Origin of the sequence: Sodalis sp. C49, assembly GCF_046352915.1 — a bacterium.
Lineage (GTDB): Bacteria > Pseudomonadota > Gammaproteobacteria > Enterobacterales > Enterobacteriaceae > Acerihabitans.
Genome location: NZ_CP163303.1, coordinates 2854273 through 2877216, shown reverse-complemented (window position 1 = coordinate 2877216; position 22944 = coordinate 2854273). Strand labels below are relative to the sequence as shown.

16 protein-coding genes are annotated in these 22944 nt (G+C 58.0%); 12 read left to right on the top strand and 4 right to left on the bottom strand.

What is annotated here, in order from left to right; all coding sequences use genetic code 11:
- The 4 genes from ABUK12_RS13050 to ABUK12_RS13035 all read right to left on the bottom strand — a co-directional run bounded on the left by ABUK12_RS13050 (window position 1) and on the right by ABUK12_RS13035 (window position 8977).
- Complete coding sequence (locus tag ABUK12_RS13050; RefSeq protein ID WP_410012244.1) at window positions 1–1404, bottom strand: efflux transporter outer membrane subunit; 1404 nt, start codon at window positions 1402–1404, stop codon at window positions 1–3.
- A 63-nt stretch (window positions 1405–1467) separates the two neighbouring features.
- On the bottom strand, window positions 1468–4572 hold the full coding sequence (locus ABUK12_RS13045) for an efflux RND transporter permease subunit (RefSeq protein WP_410012243.1): 3105 nt from the start codon (window positions 4570–4572) through the stop codon (window positions 1468–1470).
- Window positions 4572–7769, bottom strand: coding sequence for an efflux RND transporter permease subunit (locus tag ABUK12_RS13040; protein ID WP_410012242.1), 3198 nt, complete (start codon window positions 7767–7769; stop codon window positions 4572–4574). The genes ABUK12_RS13045 and ABUK12_RS13040 overlap by 1 nt, the downstream gene beginning before the upstream one ends.
- Window positions 7766–8977 (bottom strand): MdtA/MuxA family multidrug efflux RND transporter periplasmic adaptor subunit, encoded by a 1212-nt coding sequence (locus ABUK12_RS13035; RefSeq protein ID WP_410012241.1) that lies wholly within the window; start codon window positions 8975–8977, stop codon window positions 7766–7768. Before ABUK12_RS13035 ends, ABUK12_RS13040 begins: the two co-directional genes overlap by 4 nt.
- Before the next feature lie 1168 nt (window positions 8978–10145).
- Between ABUK12_RS13035 and ABUK12_RS13030 the strand changes: the two genes are divergently transcribed.
- The 12 genes from ABUK12_RS13030 to ABUK12_RS12975 all read left to right on the top strand — a co-directional run bounded on the left by ABUK12_RS13030 (window position 10146) and on the right by ABUK12_RS12975 (window position 22923).
- Window positions 10146–11894 carry a winged helix-turn-helix domain-containing protein gene (locus ABUK12_RS13030; protein ID WP_410012240.1) on the top strand — a complete coding sequence of 583 codons (1749 nt, stop codon included), beginning with the start codon at window positions 10146–10148 and terminating at the stop codon, window positions 11892–11894.
- A gap of 5 nt (window positions 11895–11899) precedes the next feature.
- Window positions 11900–12376 carry a type III secretion system invasion protein IagB gene (iagB, locus tag ABUK12_RS13025; protein ID WP_410012239.1) on the top strand — a complete coding sequence of 159 codons (477 nt, stop codon included), beginning with the start codon at window positions 11900–11902 and terminating at the stop codon, window positions 12374–12376.
- A gap of 154 nt (window positions 12377–12530) precedes the next feature.
- Window positions 12531–13340, top strand: coding sequence for a helix-turn-helix domain-containing protein (locus ABUK12_RS13020; protein WP_410012238.1), 810 nt, complete (start codon window positions 12531–12533; stop codon window positions 13338–13340).
- Window positions 13337–15037 carry a type III secretion system outer membrane ring subunit SctC gene (sctC, locus tag ABUK12_RS13015; protein WP_410012237.1) on the top strand — a complete coding sequence of 567 codons (1701 nt, stop codon included), beginning with the start codon at window positions 13337–13339 and terminating at the stop codon, window positions 15035–15037. Before ABUK12_RS13020 ends, sctC begins: the two co-directional genes overlap by 4 nt.
- A complete protein-coding gene (gene sctW, locus ABUK12_RS13010; RefSeq protein WP_410012236.1) occupies window positions 15028–16131 on the top strand; it encodes a type III secretion system gatekeeper subunit SctW in 1104 nt (367 codons plus the stop codon). The genes sctC and sctW overlap by 10 nt, the downstream gene beginning before the upstream one ends.
- 60 nt (window positions 16132–16191) lie before the next feature.
- A complete protein-coding gene (locus tag ABUK12_RS13005) occupies window positions 16192–18225 on the top strand; it encodes an EscV/YscV/HrcV family type III secretion system export apparatus protein (RefSeq protein WP_410016634.1) in 2034 nt (677 codons plus the stop codon).
- A gap of 19 nt (window positions 18226–18244) precedes the next feature.
- Entirely contained in the window at window positions 18245–18646 is a 402-nt protein-coding gene (gene spaK, locus ABUK12_RS13000) for an SPI-1 type III secretion system chaperone SpaK (protein ID WP_410012235.1), read from the top strand.
- Window positions 18646–19941, top strand: a complete 1296-nt coding sequence (sctN, locus tag ABUK12_RS12995; protein WP_410012234.1) for a type III secretion system ATPase SctN — start codon at window positions 18646–18648, stop codon at window positions 19939–19941. Before spaK ends, sctN begins: the two co-directional genes overlap by 1 nt.
- The gene (locus ABUK12_RS12990) at window positions 19925–20377 is read left to right on the top strand and encodes a hypothetical protein (RefSeq protein ID WP_410012233.1); all 453 of its coding nucleotides are present in this window, start codon (window positions 19925–19927) and stop codon (window positions 20375–20377) included. The genes sctN and ABUK12_RS12990 overlap by 17 nt, the downstream gene beginning before the upstream one ends.
- The gene (locus ABUK12_RS12985) at window positions 20365–21330 is read left to right on the top strand and encodes a hypothetical protein (protein ID WP_410012232.1); all 966 of its coding nucleotides are present in this window, start codon (window positions 20365–20367) and stop codon (window positions 21328–21330) included. Before ABUK12_RS12990 ends, ABUK12_RS12985 begins: the two co-directional genes overlap by 13 nt.
- Window positions 21327–22271, top strand: coding sequence for a type III secretion system cytoplasmic ring protein SctQ (gene sctQ, locus ABUK12_RS12980; protein ID WP_410012231.1), 945 nt, complete (start codon window positions 21327–21329; stop codon window positions 22269–22271). Before ABUK12_RS12985 ends, sctQ begins: the two co-directional genes overlap by 4 nt.
- Window positions 22264–22923 (top strand): EscR/YscR/HrcR family type III secretion system export apparatus protein, encoded by a 660-nt coding sequence (locus ABUK12_RS12975; protein ID WP_410012230.1) that lies wholly within the window; start codon window positions 22264–22266, stop codon window positions 22921–22923. Before sctQ ends, ABUK12_RS12975 begins: the two co-directional genes overlap by 8 nt.
- The last annotated feature ends 21 nt before the right edge of the window (window positions 22924–22944 follow it).

Genomic DNA, 22944 nt, shown 5'->3' with positions numbered 1-22944 from the left:
CTACCGACGGTCTTCGTCATGCCAGCCGCCGCCGAGGGCGACGATCAGCTGAACGCTGGCCACCCATTGGGTGCTGCGCAGCGACAGCAGGTTTTGCTGCTGCGACAGGCTGGTATTTTGGGTGGTGGCGACATCCAGGTAATCAATCATCCCCGCCCGGTACTGGTTAAGCGTAACGCGGGCCGACTCCTGCGCGGACTCGGCGGCGCGCTGCTGCGCGGCGGTTTCCGCCTCCAGGGTCGACAGCTCCACCAAATAATTTTCCACTTCCTCAAACGCCGACAGCACGCTCTGGCGATAGCTGGCGACGCTGGCGTCGTAAGCGGCCCGCGCCTGCTCAACGGATGCCTTGGTGGCGCCGAAGTCCAGCAGCGTTCCGCTCAGTTCCGGTCCCAGCGACCATACCCGGTTCGGCATGGAAATCAGATTATGCAGCACCGAACTTTGGAAACCGCCGCTGGCGCTCAGGGTCAGGTCGGGGTAATAGGCGGCCTGCGCCACGCCGACGGCGGCGTTGGCCGCGGCGACGCTGCGCTCCGCATAGGCGATATCCGGCCGGCGTTGCAGCAGTTGTGACGGCAGCGCCACCGGGATAACGGGCAGGGTGGCGGTGAGCCTGGCGGCGGGCAGGCTGAACTGCGCCGGCGACCGGCCGATCAGCACCGCAATGGCGTGTTCAAGCTGCGCGCGCTGCCACTGTAAATCCAGCGCGGAAGCGCGGGCGCTCTCCAATTGGGTTTGCGCCTGCGCCAGGGTGCCGCGGGACTCGCTCCCGGCGCGGTATTTATTCTCGATAATGTTCAGGTAGCGCTGGTAGGCCTCGACGCTCTCCTGATACAGCGCTATCTGCTCATCCATGACCCGCAGCTGGAAATAATCCTGCGCCAGCTCTGATTGGGCGCTCAGGGTAATATTGGCCAGTTCGGCGGCGCTGGCCTGGGCATTGGCCTGGTTTTCCTCCACCGTGCGTCTGAGCTTACCCCACAGGTCCAGCTCCCAGCTGGCGCTGACCTGCGCCTCATGCGTCGTGGCGGCGGCGGTCCGGGTGCCGCTGCGCGTGGTGTCGGCGGTGCCGGTGACCGTCGGGTACAGATTGGCGCGCGAGGCGGCCGTCAGCGCCCGCGCCTGGCGGTACAGCGCTTCATACTGCGCCACGTTCTGGTTGGAAATCCGCACCTGGCCCAATAAGCCGGAAAGCGTCGGATCCCGGTACACCGCCCACCATTCCCCCTTGCCCGCCTCATCCCGCGGCGCGGCCTGCGTCCAGCCCTTCGCCTGTTTAAATTCAAGCGGCACCGTCATCGCCGGCCGCCGGTAGTCCGGGCCCACCATACAGCCGGCCAGGATCAACGCCAGCGCCAGGGGCAGCAGCTTCAGGGCGGGATGTGGGAATATCGTTATCATAAAGTCACTGTTGTCCGAAATCATAAGTAAGAAGGGTGAGGCGCCATCGTCGGGTTACCGGCTTCAGGCCGCGCCGGTTTTGCCAAAACGCCGCCAGGCCCGCTTGCCGGAACGGCTTAGCCGGTCCATATACAGATACACCACCGGGGTGGTGAACAGGGTCAGCAGTTGGCTCAGCGCCAGGCCGCCGGCAATCGCCATGCCCAGCGGGCTGCGCAAATCCGCATCCCCGCCGCTGCCCAGCGCCAGCGGCAGGGCGCCAAAAAAGGCCGCCAGCGTGGTCATCATAATCGGCCGGAAACGCATCAGGCAGGCTTGGGTAATCGCCTGCTGCGGGCTGAGCCCCTGGGTCCGTTCCGCCGCCAGGGCAAAATCGATCATCATAATGGCGTTTTTCTTAACGATGCCTATCAATAACAAAATGCCGATCAGGGCGATCACCGTGAGCTGGGTGCCGGTGATAATCAACAGCAACAGGGCGCCAAGCCCGGCGGAGGGCAGAGTGGACAGGATGGTCAACGGATGGATATAACTCTCGTACAGCATGCCCAACACGATGTAGACCGCCGCCAGCGCGGCGAGTATCAGCCAGGGCATGCTGGAGGCCAGCGCCGTAAAGGCCTTGGCGGTGCCCTGGAAGCCGCCCTGGATGGTGGACGGCAGGCCAATCTGCGCCATGGCCGTCTTGATAAGCTGCTGCGCCTGCTCGAGGGACACGCCGTCCGCCAGGTTAAACGCCACGGTGCTGGTGGCGGATTGCCCTTGATGCGCCACGGATAACGAGGCGTTGGCGCCGCTGAAACTGGCAAAGGCGGCAATAGGGATTTGCTGGCCCTGGCCATTGACCACCATCAGCTCGTTCAGGACCGCCGGATCGACGGTGAACGCGGCGTCCAGGGTCATCACCACATGGTACTGGTTAAGGGTTTTATAACGCGTGGCGATCTGCCGCTGGCTGAAGGCGTTATTGAGCAGGGTATCGAGCATCTGCACGTTCACGCCCAGCCGGGTGGCCTTATCCCGGTCGATATTCAGCATCACCTCCTGGCCGCCGGTCTGGGAATCGGCGTCCACCCCGGTAAGCTGCGGGATCTTTTCCAGCGCCGCCTTGACCTTCGGCGTCCAGAGCCGCAGGGTATCGAGGTCGTCGGCCTGCAGGCTGTACTGGTAAAGGGCGTTGGCGCTGCGGCCGCCGATATGCAAATCCTGCGCCGGCATCAGGAACAGCTGGACGCCGGGCTGGTTAAGACCTTTGGCGGTCAGGCGGTTGGCTACCTCGGCGGCGCTGGCGTCCCGCTGGCTGAAATCCTTCAGGTGCACGAAAAAGTTGGCGCTGTTGCGCGAGCCGAAGCCGCCGCTGCCCATGGAGGAGAGCACGCCGTCCACCGCCGGATCCTGCTGGATGATGCGCGAAAATTCCTGCAGCTTGGGTTTCATGGCCTGGAACGAGACGTTCTGGTCGGCGCGCAGCATGCCCATCAGCAGGCCGGTATCCTGGTTGGGGAAAAAGCCTTTCTGCACCACGGTATAGAGAAAAATATTCAGCATCACGGTCAGCACCAGGCTGAACAGCGTCAGGCGCTGGTGGCGCATGACCCAGGCCAGGGCAACGGCGTAGGCCGCCAGCAGCCGGGCCAGCCCGCGCTCGATCAGCACATAGAGCCGCGGCGGCTTGCGGGTCACCGGCGGCTTGCGCTTGAGCAGCCGGGAACACAGCATCGGGGTGAGGCTCAGCGAGACCACCATCGAAATCAGCAGCGAGACGGTGAGCGTTATCGCGAACTCGCGAAACAACCGGCCGACGATACTGCCCATCAGCAGGATGGGGATAAACACCGCCACCAGGGACAATGTCATCGCCAGCACGGTGAAACTGACCTCCTGCGCGCCGCGGATTGAAGCGCGCACCGGCCCCAGGCCCTGTTCGATATAACGGGTGATGTTCTCCAATACCACGATGGCGTCGTCCACCACGAACCCGGTGCAGATAATCAGCGCCATCAGCGACAGGTTGTCCAGGCTATAGCCCAGCAGGTACATGACCGCGCAGGTGCCGATCAGGGATACCGGCAGCGCCAGGGCCGGGATAATCACCGCCTGCAGGTTGCGCAGGAAGACAAACACCACCGCGATCACCAGTATGACGGCGATCAGCAGCGTTTCTTCGGTATCGCGCAGCGAGGAACGCACGTTAGGCGAGCGATCCACCACCATATGCAAACCGACGTCGCCGGGCAGGGTGGCGGACAGCGCCGGCAGCCGCGCCTTGATGGCGTCGATGGTTTCCAGCATATTGGCGCCCGCCTGGCGGGTCACGCCAATCATCACCGACGGGGTCTGGTTGTAGTATCCGACGTTGTATTTATCCTCCACCGAGTCGTAGACCGTGGCCACATCCCCCAGCCGCACGGCGGTGCCGTTTTGATAGCTGACGATAAGCGCCCGGTAATCGCGCGCCAGATCCAGCTGGCCGTTGCCGTCCACCACCCAGGATTGCCTGTCCCCCTGCAATATCCCCTTGGGTAAATTGCTGGTGCTGTTGGCGATGGCGCTGCGCACCGTATCCAGGGATAAGCCGAAGTGGGTGATCATCTGCGGGCTCAGCTCAATGCGTATCGCCGGCAGCGAGCTGCCCAACAGCGATACCTGGCCGACGCCCTCGACCTGGGCGATTTTTTGCTGGATTTCGCTGGAGGCCAGATCGTATAACTCCCCGCTGGTGCGGGTGGGGGAGGTCAGGGCCAGCACGACGATCGGCGCGTCGGACGGGTTGGCTTTGCGGTAGGTGGGCAGCGAGGGCATGCTGGAAGGCAGCAGGCTGCGCGCGGCATTGATCGCCGCCTGCACATCGCGCGCCGCGCCGTTGATATCCCGGTCCAGGTCAAACTGCAATATCACGTTGGTGGAGCCCTGCCCGCTGCTGGACGTCATTTCGCTGATGCCGGCGATTTGTCCCAGGGCGCGTTCCAGCGGCGTGGCCACCGTCGCGGCCATGGTTTCCGGACTGGCGCCGGGCAGGCTGGCGCTGACCATGATGGTCGGAAAATCCACCTGCGGCAGCGGCGCCACCGGCAGCAGCCGGTAGCCCAGCAGGCCGAGCAGCACAATGGCCAGCGTCAGCAACAGTGTCGCCACCGGGCGAAAAATAAACACGCGCGAGATATTCATCAGCGCTCCTGGCGGCCGTAACGGCGCCATGTCCGCTGCGCGCGCTGCGACAGGCCGTCAAACCACAGGTAGATCACCGGCGTGGAAAACAGCGTCAGCACCTGGCTGAATATCAGGCCGCCGACGATCACCAGCCCCAGCGGCCGGCGCAGCTCGGCGCCGGATCCGTGCGCCAGCATTAGCGGCAGCGCGCCCAGCAACGCCGCCATGGTGGTCATCAGAATCGGCCGGAAGCGCAGCAGACAGGCCTGGTGGATGGCCTCACGCGGCGTAAGATGCTGGTGGTGCTCCGCCTCCAGCGCAAAGTCGATCATCATGATGGCGTTTTTCTTGACGATACCGATCAGCAGGATGACGCCGATAAGCGCTATCAGGCTGAACTCAGTATCGGCGAACAGCAGCGTCAGCAGGGCGCCCACCGCCGCCGAGGGCAGGGTGGACAAAATCGTCACCGGATGGATAAAACTTTCGTACAGGATGCCCAGCACCACATACATGGTTATCAGCGCCGCCAGGATAAGCCACAGGGTGTTATCGGTGGCGCTCTGGAACGCCGAGGTTTCGCCCTGGTAGCGCAGGGTAATACTGGACGGCAGTTTCAGCTCATCGGTCACGTTGGTTATCGCCTGCTGCGCGTCTTCCAGCGAATAGCCGGGTTGCAGGTTAAAGGAGAGGGTGACCGCCGGGAACTGATTGAGCCTGGCGTACAGCAGCGACCCGGTACGCAGGTGGATTGCGGCGATAGCGGTGAGTTTCACCATGCCGGCTGGGGAACTGGTGGTGGAACCGCTCGATGCGCTTGATGTCGTCGTGGCGCCGGACGAACCCGAACTGCCCGAGGTGCTGGCCGTACTCGTGCCGTCGGTAAGATTGGTGGCCAGGTAGATATCGTCCAGCGACGCCGGCGACTGCTGGTACTTCGGCAGCACCTCGAGCACCACGCGATATTGATTGGACTGGGTAAAGATCGTCGACACCAGGCGCTGCCCGAAGGCGTTATATAATGCGGTATCCACATCGGCGGCGGTAATGCCGTAGCGCGCCGCCGCGTCGCGGTTCAGTTCCACGTAGGCCACCTGGCCCTGATCCTGTAGATTGCTCACCACCTCGCTGAACTCCGGCCGCCCCGCGAGCGCCGCCACCACTTTCGGCGTCCAGGCGACCAGGTTTTCGCTGTCCGCGTCGTCGAGGGTGAACTGGTACTGGCTGGGCGTGACCTGATCGTTAACCGTCAGGTCCTGCGCGGATTGCAGATACAGCTGGATGCCGGCGATATCCGCGACGGCCTGCTTAAGCTGCGTGATAATCGCATCGGCGCGCAGGTCGCGATCCGCGAAGGGCTTAAGGTTTATCTGCAGCCGGCCGCTGTTCAGGCTGGTATTGTTGCCGTCGATGCCGATGGTCGAGGACACGCTCGCCACCGACGGGTTTTTGAGAATGACATCCGCCAGCCTTTGCTGTCGCGCCGCCATCTCGCTAAACGACACATCCTGCGAGGCCACGGTTACCCCCTGGATAAGGCCGGTATCCTGCGGCGGGAAAAAGCCTTTCGGCACCACCAGATACAGCAGTGCCGTAAGGGCCAGGGTCAATAGCGCCACCAACAGCATCAGGCGCTGGTGATCCAGCACCACCGTCAGCCAGCGATCGTAGCCGGCCACCAGCTTGTCGAACAGCTGCCCGCCCTTGCGGTTGAACCGGCTCTGTTGTTCCGCCGGGATATGGCGCAACAGGTAGGCGCACAGCATCGGCGTCAGCGTCAGGGACACCACCATCGACACCAGGATCGCCACCGCCAGGGTAATGGCGAACTCGCGGAACAGGCGCCCGACCACATCGCCCATAAACAGCAGCGGGATCAGTACCGCAATCAGCGAAAAGGTCAGCGAAATAATGGTAAACCCAATCTGCGCCGAGCCGTTAAGCGCCGCCTGCATCGGGGTTTCGCCGTTTTCCAGGCGGCGCGAGATGTTTTCCACCACCACGATGGCGTCGTCGATAACAAAACCGGTGGCCACCGTCAGGGCCATCAGCGACAGGTTGTTCAGGCTGAATCCGGCCAGGTACATCACGCCGAAGGTGCCCACCAGCGACAGCGGCACGGCGATGCTGGGGATTAATGTCGCGGCCAGGTTGCGCAGGAACAGAAACGTCACCATCACCACCAGCGCAATGGACAGCAGCAGCTCGAACTGCACGTCGCTGATGGATGAGCGGATGGTCTGGGTCCGGTCCGATAAAATCGCGATCTTAACCCCGTCGGGCAGCGCCGCCTGCAGGGTCGGCAGCTGGGCCTTGATATTATCCACCACCGAGATCACGTTGGCGCCGGGCTGGCGCTGGACGCTGATGACGATGGCGGGCATGCGATTGGCCCAGGCGGACTGGAACGCGTTTTCCTCCGCTTCGTCGATTTGCGCGATATCGCGCAGGCGCAGCGCGGCGCCGTTCTGGTAGGTAATGATCAGGTTGCCGTACTCGGCCGCCGTGCGCAACTGGTCGTTGGCATCAATGGTAATGGAGTGGTATTTGCCGTCGAACCCGCCCTTGGAGCCGTTGACATTGCTGTTGCCAATCAGCGTATCGACATCGGCCAGCGTCAGGTTATGCGCCGCCAGGGCGCGGGGATCCATGCGCACCCGTATCGCCGGCTGATGGCCGCCGGCCAGCGTCACCATACCCACGCCGGAAATCTGCGACAGCTTCAGGGCGATGCGGGTATTGACCAAATCCTGCACCTTGATAAGCGGCAGGGTATCGGAGGTGGCGGCCAGGGTAATGACCGCCGTATCCGCCGGATTGACCTTTTTATAGGTCGGCGGGTTGGGCAGGTCGGTGGGCAGCAGGCTGTCGGCGGCGTTGATGGCCGCCTGCACTTCCTGCTCGGCCACATCCAGCGACAGCTCCAGCGAAAATTTCAGGGTGATAATCGACGCGCCGCCGGAGCTGGTGGAATACATCTGGCTCAGGCCGGCCATCTGTCCCAACTGGCGCTCAAGCGGGGCGGTGATGGACGACGCCATTACGCTTGGACTGGCGCCGGGATAAAGCGTCGTCACCTGGATGGTGGGATAATCCACCTGCGGCAGGGCGGAGGTGGACAGCATCCGATAGGCGAAAATGCCGGCGACCAGCACGCCGATCATCAGCAAAATCGTGGCGACCGGACGTTGGATAAACAGTCGTGAGGGATTCATTGCGCCGTCACGTCCTTGGTTTGCGCCGTATTCACCACCGTCACCTTACTGCCGGTATTGAGACGGTCTATGCCTTCGGTGACCACCTGGTCCCCCGGGGCGACGCCGGACAACACGGCCTGCAAATCGCTGCCGAACGCCGGCCCGGTTTTAACCGCTTTTCGCTCAACGGTGTTGTCGGCCTTGATCACATAAACAAAATCGCCGTCGCTGCTTAACTGCAGCGCCTGGGCGGGAATCACGGTCGCGCCGGCCAGCGTCCCGGTTTGCAGCCGGATGTTGACAAACTGGTTGGGGTAAAGGCTTTCGTCATCATTGGCAAAAATCGCCTTTAGCTTGATACTGCCTGTATCGCTATCGATTTCATTGCTGATAAAATTCAGCTTGCCCTGGCCGAGAGGGGTAATGCCGTCCTGATCGATGGCCGTGGCCGGCAGGGAATTGCCCTGGTGCAGCGATTTCAGCAGCGTGGGTAAATTAACCTGGGGCAGGCTGAAGGTCACCGCAATCGGCTGGGTCTGGGTAATAGTGACAATGCCGGTGGTATCGCTGCTGTGGACCATATTGCCGGGGTCCACCAGCCGCAGCCCCACCCGGCCGGACACCGGCGCGGTAATGCGCGCGTACTCCAGATCCAGCTTGGCGGCATTGATTTGCGCCTGATCGGCTTTGATCGTGCCCAGGTACTGGCCGACCGTGGCGGTTTGGGTTTCCAAATCCTGCCGCGACAGCGAGTCCTGCGCAAACAGGGTCTTGTAGCGCGCCAGGGTCAGCTGGGCGCTTTTCAGCAACGCCTGGTTTTGCGCCAGTTCGCCCTGATATTGCTCCAGGGTGGCCTGGTAGCTCCTGGGGTCGATTTGCGCCAGCAGCTGGCCTTTGGCCACTTTCTGGCCTTCGACGAAATAGACCTGCATCAACTGGCCGTCCACCCGGCTGGTCACCGTGACGCTGGCGTTGGCCACCACGGTGCCGAGCGCGGAAAGATATACTGGCACATCCGCCTGTTTCGCCGTCCCGCTGTGCACCGGCGTGGCCAGGCCGCCCATGCCGGCGCCCGCCCTTCCCGGCCCTCCCGCCCGGGGATCGGCATTCGTGCCGCCGCTATGCCTTGGCAGAAAATAGAACAGGGCGGCTGCAATTAACAGCACGACGATTAACAACAACAGAATATTGCGCCATTTGATTTTACGTTGTGAGCGGATTTTCATGCGATACGGGCGGCCATCAGTGGTCAGGGAATTATCATCGTACTAGGATAAAGTAATTCAGGCCGCGTTATTGTAAAAGTTTCGTCAAAAAGCATTTCACTTATACGGGGAAACAGGCATAACGATAAAGATTCTCCCCGCCATCAGCGCTGCTTTAACCACGCTTTTACCCGAGATAAAGACTCTGCTGAGCAGCACAATGAAGGATGAGAGTGATTGATTTAAAATAACATTAGGTAACCAGGTGCATTAAATATGCAGGCAAATGGCGCGTTGTCACCCCCGGTGTTTGTAAACTTGATAATATAATTGTCGGGTTTTTGCCCTGTTGGCCAATGATGCCGGTAACCGCTGGGAATCGCTGGCTTTTTAATCGCTGCTCACGGATTTTGCGGCATATTGACGGTTGTTTACCCCGGGCTATCATGTTTCACTCTGGTTAAAAATGTTAACGTTATGTTTTTAATGGTGGCGAATCCCCATTTTTATTCGCTATTTTGTACTGCAATTCACGTTTGTTATTGTTATTCCCTACCGCTTATGGAGATAACTTTACTTTTCCCCCGCCGGCTTATTTGACAGTAAGCGTGCTCACTATATAATCCGTTTTAATTTTACAGGGCGTCCCAGCAAAAAATAATTTATGCCTTGGGTGCATGATTGAATATATTCATTTTTTTAATACACAATATATGAAATGGAATTAATATTTTTTCGGCAACGATGCTCACTGTATTGTTAAAATAAAGAATAATTTATTAATTTTTTGATCTGCCCTGCAAATATGGATACCGTATCCTTGTAAGCTGGCGTTAAATGAACCGGGCCTTAATCCTCCAGCATAAATCGTGGTTTGCGGCAGACTTTAACGCTGGGTTGACGCTGGGTTTAAGCATAATCGCCCGGCGATGCATATATAACACCAAGGTGGATTAATGTAATTAACATAAACCCCATCTGGTTACATAAATAATAACTTCTCTCATTGTTAAAGTGGATCATTAATTTTTGTATAGTAGTTTTAATGTAAGGCTATTGTGGGCGGCAAAAGGCTATATGAATAAGAAATGATCGGTGTATTGATGAAATGTGCACAGGTCATGCCCTAGGCTTATCCAGGGGCGAACCGCCATTTTAATCCGTCGTCATTCTCGGGTAGGAAGAAAATATGAGTAATGTATTTAATCGACCGCGTGCCATGAATATTCCACCGACGCCTCTGCCGATCAAAGGGATCAGGAAAGAGGTGGTGAACCATTTTAAAGTCCAGTACAGCTTTGGTGATTTTATCCTTCACTCTACCCGCGTTCTGTTTCATAAAGATCGGAAAATCAGCGTGTCGCCAAAAGAGCTGGGGGTGCTTATCCTGCTGCTGGAATCCGCCGGCGAGGTGGTCAGCAAGGACCGGCTGATCAATGAAGTCTGGTCCGGCGGCAATGTCGGTGAAGAATCCCTGACGCGGTGTATCTATGTCCTGCGCCGTATTTTGCAGGAAGGCAAGCATAACCGGTTTATCGATACCGTTTATGGTAAAGGCTACCGTTTTACCCTGCCTGTTACCCGCGTCACGCCCCGTGAACGCATGACCACGGCCAGCTGCATTTTTGCGGTGCTGCCATTTCACCTGGACGCGCATCTGGATACGCTGGAACTGCATGATGCAATAGTGCAGGAAATGACCGGCTACGCGGCGGCCGGGCTGCACGTTCTGCCTTCGTCGCTGACGCTTGGCTGCACATCACTGCAAACGACCCTGGAATTGATGGAAAAGATCAAGCCGGATTATTACCTGACCGGCTACCAGCTGAGCCAGACAAGCGGGCCGCTGATGCGTGTTGAACTGATGCGCGCGCAGGATCATCTGGTGCTGCACCGGGAGGCGATAAACCTTGACGGCCGGCTGACGGTGGCGTGCATAAACCGCCGTATCAAGCCGCTGCTGTTGAAGCATATTCCCTGTCTGCGCGAGGACGGTCAAACCCTAAACCCGCCTTCGTCCACGCTTGATGCGCGGGCCGTTCACCGTGCGGGGCGCGACGCCTTCCTGGCCTACACGCCGGAAAGCCTGGGCAAGGCCCTGGACCTGCTGCAACAGGGGCGCCGGCAGGCCCCGGATGATATCGACCTGCAATACCATCTGGCGGAATGTTATTTCGCCCTCGGGCAAATGGGCATGATGGATTTTGATCATGCGTTGCGCGAATGCGGCGCGCTGATCGACGGCGTACTGGCGCGCACGGCGGATCACCCCGAGGCGCTGGCGTTAAGCGGGGTGCTGCAGGGATTGAATCGCGCTTTCAGCGAGGCGGCCGAACGGTTTAAACAAGCGCTGGCGATGTCCGGGGATAATCCTTCGGTTAATTATTATTATGCATGGCATCTGCTTATTGTCGGCGACACCGGCAGAGCGCTGTATTTCGCGCGCCAGGCCCGGAAAATGCTGCCCGAGATGATGGCTGTTCAGGTATTGATGATGTGGCTGGAATATTGCGACGGTAATGCGCAGGCGGCGCTGGATATCGCCGGGGGCCAATCACCGGAGGAGCGCGCTCATCCGGTGCTGCTCAGCATGCGGGCGGTCATCCTGTGCAGCGAGGGGCAACCCGGCCGGGCCGCGGAGCTGATCCCCCATCTGATGAACGGCAGCGAACAGGACGGCATTGTCTACCTGAACGCGCTTTATACACGCATGTTCTCGCAGTCGGCGGCGGTCAACGGCGAGCAGGTCGCCACGTTGATGCGGCGGGCCACGCATATGATGCCGTCGGCGCTGCTGCCGGTTATCCTCCAGTGCCAGGGATACCGGGCGGCAAAAAAATGGTATGACCAGCTTTCCAGCACCTCCTCTCCCTGCCTGATGTTATGGCGCAACGACCCCCGGGTTAAACCCCTGCGGGCCGAGGTCCCGGAGTGTTGAGCACCATGCCCGCAGGTAAATATTTCATCGCGCTCGGTTTGCTGTTAAGCGCCACCGCCGTGTCGGCGGACTGCTGGTCGCAGGCGGAACGTCATTTTTCCATCGAATCCAGGCTGCTGCAGGCCATTGCGCTGACGGAATCGAATATGAACCCGCGCGCCACGGGCAAAAACGCCAACGGCACCCGCGATATCGGCCTGATGCAGATCAACAGCCTCCATTTGCCCCGGCTGAGGACGTTGGGCATTGATGAGCAACGGCTGTATGAAGATAGCTGCGTCTCGGTAATGGTGGGCGCCTCGGTGCTCGCGGACATGATGAAGCGCTACGGTTATTCCTGGGAAGCGGTGGGTGCTTATAACGCGGGAACCGCCGCGGGCCGCAAACACCTGCGCATGCGTTATGCCCAACGCGTTTGGGAACACTATAAACGCCTGGATACGAGCAACGCGCCGGTGATGGCGCGACCGGCTGCATCCTGAATATGTGATTAAACAATATATGCAAATGTATATTAGTCCTGGTTATTAATGTTTTGTTTAACGACTTTCGCTCTGGGCGGTTTTATACATCATTAAATTTAACTCGATGAATCAGATTCCCATCATGATTTATGGAAGACACAAAGGCATTATCATGAGTATCAAGGTTAATCAAAAACGCATGGGGTTAATAATGAACAAAGAGAATATCATATTGCCCCACAGGCCGCTCGCGGAAAATTATAAACAGGATATAACCGAACCCACATGCTGGCTGATGCAAACCCATAATCAGGCGTGCCGCATCCATTTCCAGTCGGGCCAGGAATCCTCCACCCTGAATCTGTCGCAGGATTGGCACGGTATTCTGGTCATGAATAAAATCAACCTGGAAATTATTTCCGGTGCGCCCATCCAGCAGGAGCTGCCTTTATTTGCGCTGGTGAAATTACAGGTATTTATTGATGAATCACGCCGGGTGTCATTGAAATACGATCCCTTGCAGCCTTGGGACAGCATTAAACTTAACAGCGATCCGCTTATTGCCAACTGCGGCGATGTCGAGCGCTGGCTGTTGACGCAAAGCAACCTGCTGCCCACCGAAATGGGCATGCTGGCATCTTTTCTGCGCCGGACGGAATGGTATTGGCTCATCCGCTTTTTATTAAATGAATCGGTCAGCCACGGCAAAATACATGAGCTGGGCGCGCGTTATGGTTTGTCCTATTCGCATTTCCGGCGGTTATGCCGTAATGCCTTGGGCAATTCAGCTAAAAACGAGCTGCGCGGCTGGCGTATCGCCAGGGCCTTGCTCGATGTGGTCGAAGAGGGGCAAAGCCTGACGGAGGTGGCGATGCGGTACGGTTACGCGTCCTCATCCCATTTATCCAATGATATCAGGGATGCTTTTGGCGTTTCCCCCCGGGGATTGTGGAACATCATCAACAAGAAACTGGAAAAATGAAAGCGCAAAAATTTATACAGCAAAGCCTGATATGTTGGTGCCTGATCGGCGGAATGGTTCCCCTGCTGGCGCAGGCCAATCCACTCACCGGGGGAGCTATCGCCGCCGAAGGTTATGTCGCCAATAAAGACGGCTTAAAAATGTTTTTCGACGCGCTGTCGTCGCGTCTGGGCAAGCCGGTCATTGTCAGCAAGCTGGCGGCGCGCAAGCAAATCAGCGGCGAGTTTGACTTCAGCAATCCCCAGGATCTGCTGGAGAAAATTTCCCAGCAGCTGGGCCTGATTTGGTATCACGACGGCCAGGCGATTTACGTTTACGACGCCAGTGAAATGCGTAATTCGATGATGTCGCTGAATAATACGTCCTTTACGGCGCTGGACAACTTCCTGCGCAAATCCAAGCTGCTCGACAGCCGCTATCCGCTGCGCGGCGATGACAGCAGCGGCACGTTTTATATTTCCGGGCCGCCGTTCTATGTCGATCTGGTGATGAATACCGCCAAAAATATGGACGAGCAGTCCGCCACCGGCATCGGATCCGGTGATGAGAAAACGGCGGTTATCCATCTCAGCAATACCTTCGTCACCGATCGGGTCTATGAGCAGCGCGGAGAAAAAATTACCATCCCCGGCGTGGCCACGGTGATTAACGAACTGCTGAAGGGCGGCACGAAAACGGCCGGCACGGCGGTGCACTCGCTGATGCCGGACGCCATGCCGGCGCCGAAAATGCCCGAGTTCAATCTTGAGGCGCTGGGTGCCGGGACCACGGTCTACCAGCCCCGGTCGAGCCTGGCGGAAGCGCTGCGCGTCGAATCCGCCGCCAGTCCGATCAACGTGATTGCCAATCCCAATACCAACAGCCTGCTGGTCAAGGGTACCGCCAAACAGGTGCAGCTGATCACCAATCTGGTGGCGGCGCTGGATACGACAAAGCGGCATGTCGAGCTCTCCTTATGGATTGTCGACATACAACGGGACGATCTGGATCAGCTTGGCGTCAATTGGCAGGGGAGCGTGAATATCGGCAACCAGTTAGGCGTGTCCTTTAACGGCGGTTCCTATTCCACCCTCGACGGCGCGCGTTTTGTCGCCTCCATCCAGGCGCTGTCGCAGAAAAACCGCGCCAATATCGTCTCGCGTCCGGTGGTGCTGACCCAGGAAAATATCCCGGCGATCTTTGACAATAACCGCACTTTTTATACCCAGCTTATCGGCGAGCGTAACGTCGAGCTGCAGCATGTTACTTACGGCACCATGGTGAACGTCCTGCCGCGCTTTACCGCCGACGGGCAAATTGAAATGGTGCTCAATATCGAGGACGGCAACGAACTCAATGAGACCACGGTATCCGCCGGCAATATTCTTCCCAAGGTCGGGCGCACCAATATCAGCACCGTGGCCCGGGTGCCCCAGGGAAAAAGCCTGCTGATCGGCGGTTATACCCGTGATGAAATCTCCGGGCGTGAGGGCAGGATCCCGGGGTTGGGCAGCATCCCCCTTATCGGCGGCCTGTTTAACTATAAGCAGAATACCCAGTCCAATATGGTGCGTATTTTCCTCATAGAGCCGCGGGAAATCACCGAGCCCCTGCAATCCGACGCCAGCAACGTGGCGGACAGCCTGATTGCAGGCCGCCGATCCGCCCCCTTGCCGGACTGGTCGCGCAACCTGCTGGATAGCCAGAAATGGCGATAAACGCCACCGGCGGCATCGGCAACGCCGGCGCGTTCAGCCTGCCTGACGCCAGGTTGACCGGCCGGCAGCCCGGGCAGGATGTCGCCACCAAGGTTAAGGTAAAACGCAGCGCCGCCAGCCTGGTCAAACTGGCGGAACAATCCGGCAAAAGCGCGTCGTCGGCGGCGGCCCAATTCGCCAGCAGGCGGCAGTACGAGAAATACGCGCGGGATACGGAGATGAATTTCGCCCGTATCCTGGAAAACGATGCCATCCCCAAGGTGGATCAGCTGCTGCGTATGCTTAACAGCGGCAATCTGTTCCAGAAGAACGCGTTTTTGCTTTTTGCCCGCTCCCTGTTTCCTGATGATAGTGATTTGGTGGTGGTGCTGCGCGAACTGCTGCGGCGCCGTAAGCTGAACGAAACGGTGGGAAAAGAACTTGCGCAACTACTGGACGAGGTGGAGGCGCAGGCCGACCCCCGGCTTGTCAACGCCGGCATTAACTGTGCGCTCAAGGCCAGGTTATTCGGGCAGGCCCATCTGGAACTGAATCCGGCGATGTTGCGGGGAAGCTACCGGCTGTTTTTACAACAGGAACGCCGGGCGCTGGAGGAGTACCAGGACTGGATCGCCTGTTATGGACACCAGTATCGCAACGTGATACTGGCGTTTATCGAGGCCGCCCTGATGGCCGATGTGTATGCGGTAACGCCCAGCTCGGCATCGGTATACGGCGATTTTATCGGTAAATTGGGCCAGCTCAGGTTGATACGCTCCGGGGATGATCTGTTTATGAAACAGCTATTATCAAATAAAGTGATTAATGGTTTAAATAAAAGTGAAACGGATTGGCTGATATTTTTATTCTCGCTATTGCAGTTCCCTGAAGATATAGATGATCATCTTCATTATTTAATTGGGGAAACGTTTTTATTGCGCCGCCATGACGAACGCTCCGCTATTTTGCAGCCTCTGTTTCGTGCATGTAAATTATTGCCACATGAATTATTTGTCTGCAATGAATCTGCGCAGCGTATGTTTATTGAGTTCGAATATCTTGCCGGCCTGGCGTATAAGCGCGAAGTCATTGAAAACAGATTAAATCGAAAATGACGGTGAAAGTTCATCGTCTTTGCATGGGATAACGACGTGTTGACAAAATTTCTGCATAATATGCATTCCCGCCCGGAGCTGCTTATCCTGGCGCTGGTGATCATGATCATCAGTATGTTGATTATTCCTTTGCCGACATACTTATTGGATTTTCTTATCGGGCTGAATATCGTTATCGCCGTGCTGGTGTTCATGGGCGCGTTTTACATTGATCGCATCCTGAGCTTTTCCACTTTTCCCTCCGTGCTGCTGATCACCACGTTGTTCCGGCTGGCCTTGACCATCAGCACCGCCCGTCTGATCCTGACCGACGCCGACGCCGGTGACATCATCGCCTCCTTCGGCCAGTTTGTTATCGGCGATAACCTGGTGGTGGGCTTTGTCATCTTCGCCATCGTCACGGTAGTGCAGTTTATTGTCATCACCAAGGGGTCGGAACGCGTGGCGGAGGTCGCGGCCCGTTTCTCACTTGACGGCATGCCCGGCAAGCAGATGAGCATCGACGCCGATCTGAAGGCCGGCACGATCGACGCGGACGGCGCGCGCGAACGGCGCAGCGTGCTGGAGCGGGAAAGCCAGCTGTACGGCTCGTTCGACGGCGCCATGAAATTTATCAAGGGCGACGCCATCGCCAGCATCCTGGTGACGTTCGTCAATCTTATCGGCGGCATGGCCGTAGGCATAAGCCAGCATCAGATGGATATGTCCACGGCGCTGGATACCTACACCATGCTGACCATTGGCGACGGGCTGGTCGGCCAGATCCCCGCCTTGCTTATTTCCATCAGCGCCGGGCTTATCGTTACGCGCGTCAACGGCGACGGCGACAACATGGGCCGCACGATCATGGAACAAATCATGGGCAACCCGTTTGCACTGATGATTACCGCGTTCCTGGCCCTATCGATCGGCCTGCTGCCGGGGTTCCCCTTGCCGGTGTTTATCCTGCTGGCCGGCGCGCTGGCGGCCGTGTTCTATTTCCGCCATCGCAGGCAGCGCAGGGCGCAGGCGGCCGACGTGGATGGCCGTGCCGGAACACTCCCTCACCAGGATGCGCAAGGCGAGAGCGGCATGGACACCCGGCTGAACATTATCGACGATCTTGACAAGGTGGCCGCCGAGACCGTGGCGCTGATACTGGTGGTATCGCGCGCCAATTTTGCCTTATTGCAACAGGAGCGGCTGTGCGAACGCCTGCGCAGCCAGTTTTTTGTCGATTTCGGCGTAAAACTGCCGGAACCGATTCTGCGCGCCGCCGAAAATGTCGATGAATCCACCGTCATGGTCTTGATCAACGAAATTCGCGCCGACGCCTTCACCATTCATTTCGATATGCTGCGCGTGGTCAATGCCTCCGATGAGATTCAACATCTCGATATCGACATGCGCGTCGACAAAGATTGTATCTGGGTGGCGCGCGAGGCCAGGGAAACCCTGCTGCAGCTGGGCTTCCAGCTGCGTCCCGCCGTGGATGAGGTATACCATTGCTTTGCGGTATTGATGTCCCATCACGTCAGCGAGTTCCTCGGCGTACAGGAAACCAAACATATGCTGGACCTGATGGAGAATAAATATCCGGACTTATTGAAGGAGGTGCTGCGCCATGCCACGGTGCAACGTATTGCCGAGGTGTTGCAGCGCTTATTAATGGAGCGCATATCTACCCGCAATATGAAATTGATCATGGAGTCGCTGGCGCTGTGGGCGCCCAGGGAGAAAGACGTCATTACCCTGGTGGAGCATGTCAGGGGCGCGCTGGCGCGTTATATATGCCATAAATTCGCTATTAATAATGAGCTAAGAGTAATTATTCTGTCGGCGGAGGTGGAGGAAACGATCCGCGGCGGTATCAGAAATACGTCGTCCGGGGCATTTTTACACCTGGACCCGTCGGTCTCGGATGAATTAATGGATTTGTTTACCGTAGGTTTAGAAAGCATATTGATTGCTCAAAAAGATATGGTTTTATTAACCTCGGTGGATATCAGACGCTTCGTCAAAAAACTCATCGAGTCGCGTTTTCGCGATCTCGAGGTCATGTCTTTTGGGGAATTAACTGAAGCTGTAAATGTTAATGTTATTAAAAGTATCTAATTAACCTGGAGTATAATACATGTATGTTGATATTGCCGCTTTAGTGCGCGAAGCCTTATTGGGAAATGGTTGTGATCCCAAACTGTTGGCTAATTTTGATAGCCATTCAACTATTGCGCTCGATTTTCATGATTTGCCAAGTATCTACATCAGCAGCCAGGATGAGGATATCTGGTTTTGGTCGCGCATTGCCGAATACGATGAGGCGGCCTTGCAAAAATGCGGATATTCCTTATTGAAGGAACATATGGAAGGCGAAGCGTTTATCCGCAGCCAGCAGTTTCAGTTCGCCCAGAATGAAGGCTATCTGGAATTTAAAGCATTATTACATCCGGACTCTCTGCAAAGCGCGGAAAACTTTAGCAAGGCGTTGGAAGGTTATTTTGAGCGTCTGGAACGTATCATCGAGGTTATGCATTAATGACCGCCCGGATGAGGCTGCTGCGGCGCCAGGCCCAGCCTCTGCGTTTAGCGGGGCCGATTATCGAGGCGGAGCTGCCGGGCGTCGCGGTGGGCGAGATGTGCGAAGTGCGCCGCGACTGGCGCACGGCGGAGATTGTCGCTCGCGCCCAGGTACTGGGCTTTCAGGGCAATCGCACGGTGCTGAGCCTGATAGGCCATGGCCGTGGTTTATGCCGGGATGTGGTTTTGCATCCCACCGGCGCCCAGTTGGGCATTACCGTCGGCATGGACCTGCTGGGCACGGTCATTGATCCCATGGGGAATGTGGTCGAACGGCTGCATTCCCCGGCGCCCGGCCCGCAGCCGGAAATCCGCCCCATCGATATCGACGCGCCCCCGTATCTGGATCGCGCCGTTATCGACACGCCCTTTATTTCCGGGATCCGCGCCATCGACGGCCTGCTGACCTGCGGCACCGGGCAGCGGGTCGGCATATTCGCCTCGGCGGGATGCGGCAAGACGGTGTTGATGCATATGCTGATCGACCGGTCCGAGGCGGATGTATTTGTTATCGGACTGATAGGCGAACGCGGGCGGGAAGTGACTGAATTCACCGAATCCCTGCGCCGCTCAGGCCGGCAGGATAAATGCGTGCTGGTGTACGCCACCTCGGATTTCTCCTCCCTGGATCGCTGTAATGCGGCCAGGGTGGCCACCACGGTGGCGGAGTATTTCCGCGATCGCGGGAAAAAAGTGGTGCTGTTTTTAGATTCCATTACCCGCTATGCGCGCGCGTTGCGGGATGTGGCGCTGGCCTCGGGAGAACCCCCGGCCAGACGCGGCTACCCGGCCTCGGTGTTCGACGCCATGCCGCGTATTCTCGAGCGGCCCGGGAACACCCGTCACGGCAGTATTACCGCGTTTTATACCATCTTGCTGGAAAGCGACGACGAGCCGGACCCGATTGCCGACGAAATACGCTCCATTCTGGACGGACATTTTTACCTGAGCCGCAAGCTGGCGGCGCAAAATCATTATCCCGCCATCGATATATTGCGCAGCATCAGCCGGGTCGCCGGCCAGGTGACCGATGGGCAGCACCAATCCCTGGCGGGCGAAGTGCGCCGCCTGATGGCCCGGCTTGAGGAATTACAGATATTCCTGGATATGGGCGAGTACCGCCCCGGCGAGAACGCTGAAAACGATCGCGCCATGAATAAGCAGCAGGCACTCATGGCCTTGCTGCGTCAGTCCACGCAGGAAAGCACCGACTTCGCCACCACGCTGCGGATGATGCATGCCGTCGTTGCGTAATATCAAAGTCCTCATCGGCCGCTGCGACGCCGGCCTGCGGCGCTGTGATATGCGGCGCATCGCCGCCGAGCGCCAATTGCGGGAGAACGAGGCGCAAGCCGATGCGCTGGGCCAACAAAAAAGCGGCTTGCGGCAATTGATTGAGCAGGAGCGCCCCAGCGGCAGGCTGGACAAAGCCCGGATTTTTTTGTGTCAGCACCGTATCGCGGTATTCCGGCAAAAAATTAAAGAGCTGGAAGCACAGGAACACACATTGCTGCATAAGCGCGAGGAATTCACGCGGCAGCTCTCCGACCTCAAGGCGGAAAAGCAGCATTGGCAGCGTAAACATGAAAAGTACCTGACATGGGCCGAAAAGCAGAAAAAAGCGCTCAGGCTTGCCGGCTTACGTCAGGATGAAAATGAAACGCAGGAGATTATTACATGGTCGCCGTAACTAACTTCGGCCGCGGGCATAATTACCCGGTCAAATTCGTGCAGGATATCAAGGATATTGCCCGCCAGCGGCAAAGCGATGTGAATGAGCGCCAGCGTCTTAAGAAACCATTCTCGCCAACTGAGCACCAGCACCCCGCCGGCGCCTTCATCGCGCAGATGATAGCGCGCGAAGACGGTGTCTTTTCCAGCCTGGGCGCATTATCGGCGGTGGAAACAATGATGGGCATGCATTCGGCCCTGGTGTCTGATCAAGCCCATGCCGAGGGGGCGAATGCCGGCGCGGCCAGTGCCCGCCCGGCCCACGTCTCTGCGTTTCTGGCGCAGCGGAATCTGGGTTCGGCGCCATCAAACCTCATCGCCGGCGGCAGCGAATTACTGCCAGGCCAGGTGGAAGAACCTGGCGCCGCGCCTGCGGGCGATGTGAATAACAGCGCTCAGCCCGGAAAGGGGACGCGCGCCCTGGCTGCACACACGCCGGCGGTGTTAGCGGAGGGGAATAAAATAATTGCGCCTGACGCGCACGTCGCAGGCAACCTTGCACCGACCGATGGCACCTTGGGCGAAGCCGCCGATGCGCGCCTGTTAGCCGATTTGCTATCAAGCGCGGCCGCGGGCGCGACAATCCCGGCGAATAATCATGCCGCCGAGGTTAGGGCCGGCCAGCCGGCCGTGGATCGGCCGGCGAACCACGGCCACGAGGCAACGATGCCTCAGCCAAACCAGGCTGCCAACACCGACCGCACCCTGATCTATGCCTTCAGTTCGGTGCCGGGCCATCATCACGTACAGGTATCGGCCGGTCAGAACATCACGCTGTTGCCGTCGAGTCAGGAAGTGATTAAGCAAATGGCTACTCATCCTATGCCGGAAAATTACCAGCTGTTGCCCGTGCGGGATGAGCAACACGGGCAACAGCCGAACCAGGATCCGGAGCAGGAGGAGGACGAGTGAGTACACTTTCGCTGCGCAAGCTGCCAAAGGCGCAGGCGTCCTGGCACCCGGCTCTGGCGGGATGGCGGGCGGGCGGCGTCGCTGTCGCTCTGGCATTACCTCCGGCGGCGGGACCACTGATGATGGTCATCGCCGACGATGGCGAGTGGCGGGCGCTGCTGGATCCCCGTGAATGGCTGGCGCAGACCGCGCCGGCGCTGGCCGCCATGGCTGTCGCCGCCTGCGACGACCGGCAAATCATGGCGTTGTTTAACGCCATGCCCCGGCCGCTGACATTTGCCGACGGCGCGCTGGACTACCGACATATACAGGCGTGGGAGCCTGCTGCGTCTAGCCAGGGCCGCGACCTGGCATTGCCCCGGCTCAGCGCCCGGGAATGCCCGGTCTGGGTGACGGCGCTGGATCGCAGCCGGATCAGGCTGCCGGATCCATCTTGCCACGGCCTGCAGGACCTGCCGCTGGCGGTGGAATTTATTCTTGGCGCCAGCCGGCTGCCGGCGGCAATAGCGCGCGATGTGGCGGTTGGCGATGTGGTATTGATTGCCGCGCTTTCGCGCTATGTGAAATGCCAGGGACGGCGGATAGGACATTTTTGCCAACGAGAGGACATGATAATGATCGATGAAAGCCAAGATGGAATGTATGAAGAATATCCTTTGACGGAGAGTGACCCTGCGCCCTCATTGGATAACACGGCCTTGCCCGGCGTACTGACCGAACTGCCGCTGAATGTGGAGTTTATTTTGCAGCGGCGCTTCCTGTCGATAGGCGAGGTCAACGCGCTGTTTGCCGGCAAAATTCTGGAGTTAGACCCGGCGTGCGAGCACAGGATCGAGCTGCGAAGCAACGGCCATTTGCTGGCGCGGGGCGAATTAGTGCAATTGGACGATCGCCTGGGGGTCGAAATAATGCAACTTTACCCGGATGATCCCCATGCCTAATGAAATCGGGATAATTGCCTCACTGGCGTTTTTATCATTATTGCCGTTTTTGATTGCCGCCGGTACCTGTTACGTTAAGTTTTCCATTGTATTCGTCATCGTGCGTAATGCCTTGGGGCTGCAACAGGTGCCTTCGAATATGACCTTAAACGGGGTGGCGCTGATATTGGCCATGTTTGTGATGTCCCCGGTGGCGCGGGATGCTTATAACGCTTTTACTGAAGAAAAAGTCCAGTTCAACAGCGTGGAGACGGTGGTCGACTTTGTCGAAAACGGCATGAGCGGCTATAAAGCCTATTTGCAGAAATATGCCGATCCCGACCTGGCGCAATTTTTTGAAAAAGCGCAGTCCCGGCAGGGCAGAGACGACCCCTCCTATGAAGATGAGGAAACAACGCCTTCAATGCTGGCTTTGCTGCCGGCCTACGCGTTAAGTGAAATCAAAAATGCCTTCAAAATCGGCTTTTATCTGTATCTGCCGTTTGTGGTGGTGGACTTGCTGATTTCCAGTATTTTGCTCTCATTGGGCATGATGATGATGAGTCCCATAACCATATCCGTACCTATTAAGCTCATTCTTTTTGTGGTGCTTGACGGCTGGACATTACTCTCCAAGGGATTGATTCTGCAATATATCGATCTCGCTACCTGAAAAAGTATTAATAGGGTATAA

Coding starts and splice junctions, on each gene's coding strand:
- ABUK12_RS13005 (WP_410016634.1), top strand. CDS start 16,192: ATGCATTCCCGCCCGGAGCTGCTTATCCTGGCGCTGGTGATCATGATC.
- iagB (WP_410012239.1), top strand. CDS start 11,900: ATGCCCGCAGGTAAATATTTCATCGCGCTCGGTTTGCTGTTAAGCGCC.
- ABUK12_RS13020 (WP_410012238.1), top strand. CDS start 12,531: ATGAGTATCAAGGTTAATCAAAAACGCATGGGGTTAATAATGAACAAA.
- sctW (WP_410012236.1), top strand. CDS start 15,028: ATGGCGATAAACGCCACCGGCGGCATCGGCAACGCCGGCGCGTTCAGC.
- sctC (WP_410012237.1), top strand. CDS start 13,337: ATGAAAGCGCAAAAATTTATACAGCAAAGCCTGATATGTTGGTGCCTG.
- ABUK12_RS12990 (WP_410012233.1), top strand. CDS start 19,925: ATGCCGTCGTTGCGTAATATCAAAGTCCTCATCGGCCGCTGCGACGCC.
- ABUK12_RS13040 (WP_410012242.1), bottom strand. CDS start 7,769: ATGAATCCCTCACGACTGTTTATCCAACGTCCGGTCGCCACGATTTTG.
- ABUK12_RS12985 (WP_410012232.1), top strand. CDS start 20,365: ATGGTCGCCGTAACTAACTTCGGCCGCGGGCATAATTACCCGGTCAAA.
- ABUK12_RS13035 (WP_410012241.1), bottom strand. CDS start 8,977: ATGAAAATCCGCTCACAACGTAAAATCAAATGGCGCAATATTCTGTTG.
- ABUK12_RS12975 (WP_410012230.1), top strand. CDS start 22,264: ATGCCTAATGAAATCGGGATAATTGCCTCACTGGCGTTTTTATCATTA.
- ABUK12_RS13045 (WP_410012243.1), bottom strand. CDS start 4,572: ATGAATATCTCGCGCGTGTTTATTTTTCGCCCGGTGGCGACACTGTTG.
- ABUK12_RS13050 (WP_410012244.1), bottom strand. CDS start 1,404: ATGATAACGATATTCCCACATCCCGCCCTGAAGCTGCTGCCCCTGGCG.
- ABUK12_RS13030 (WP_410012240.1), top strand. CDS start 10,146: ATGAGTAATGTATTTAATCGACCGCGTGCCATGAATATTCCACCGACG.
- spaK (WP_410012235.1), top strand. CDS start 18,245: ATGTATGTTGATATTGCCGCTTTAGTGCGCGAAGCCTTATTGGGAAAT.
- sctN (WP_410012234.1), top strand. CDS start 18,646: ATGACCGCCCGGATGAGGCTGCTGCGGCGCCAGGCCCAGCCTCTGCGT.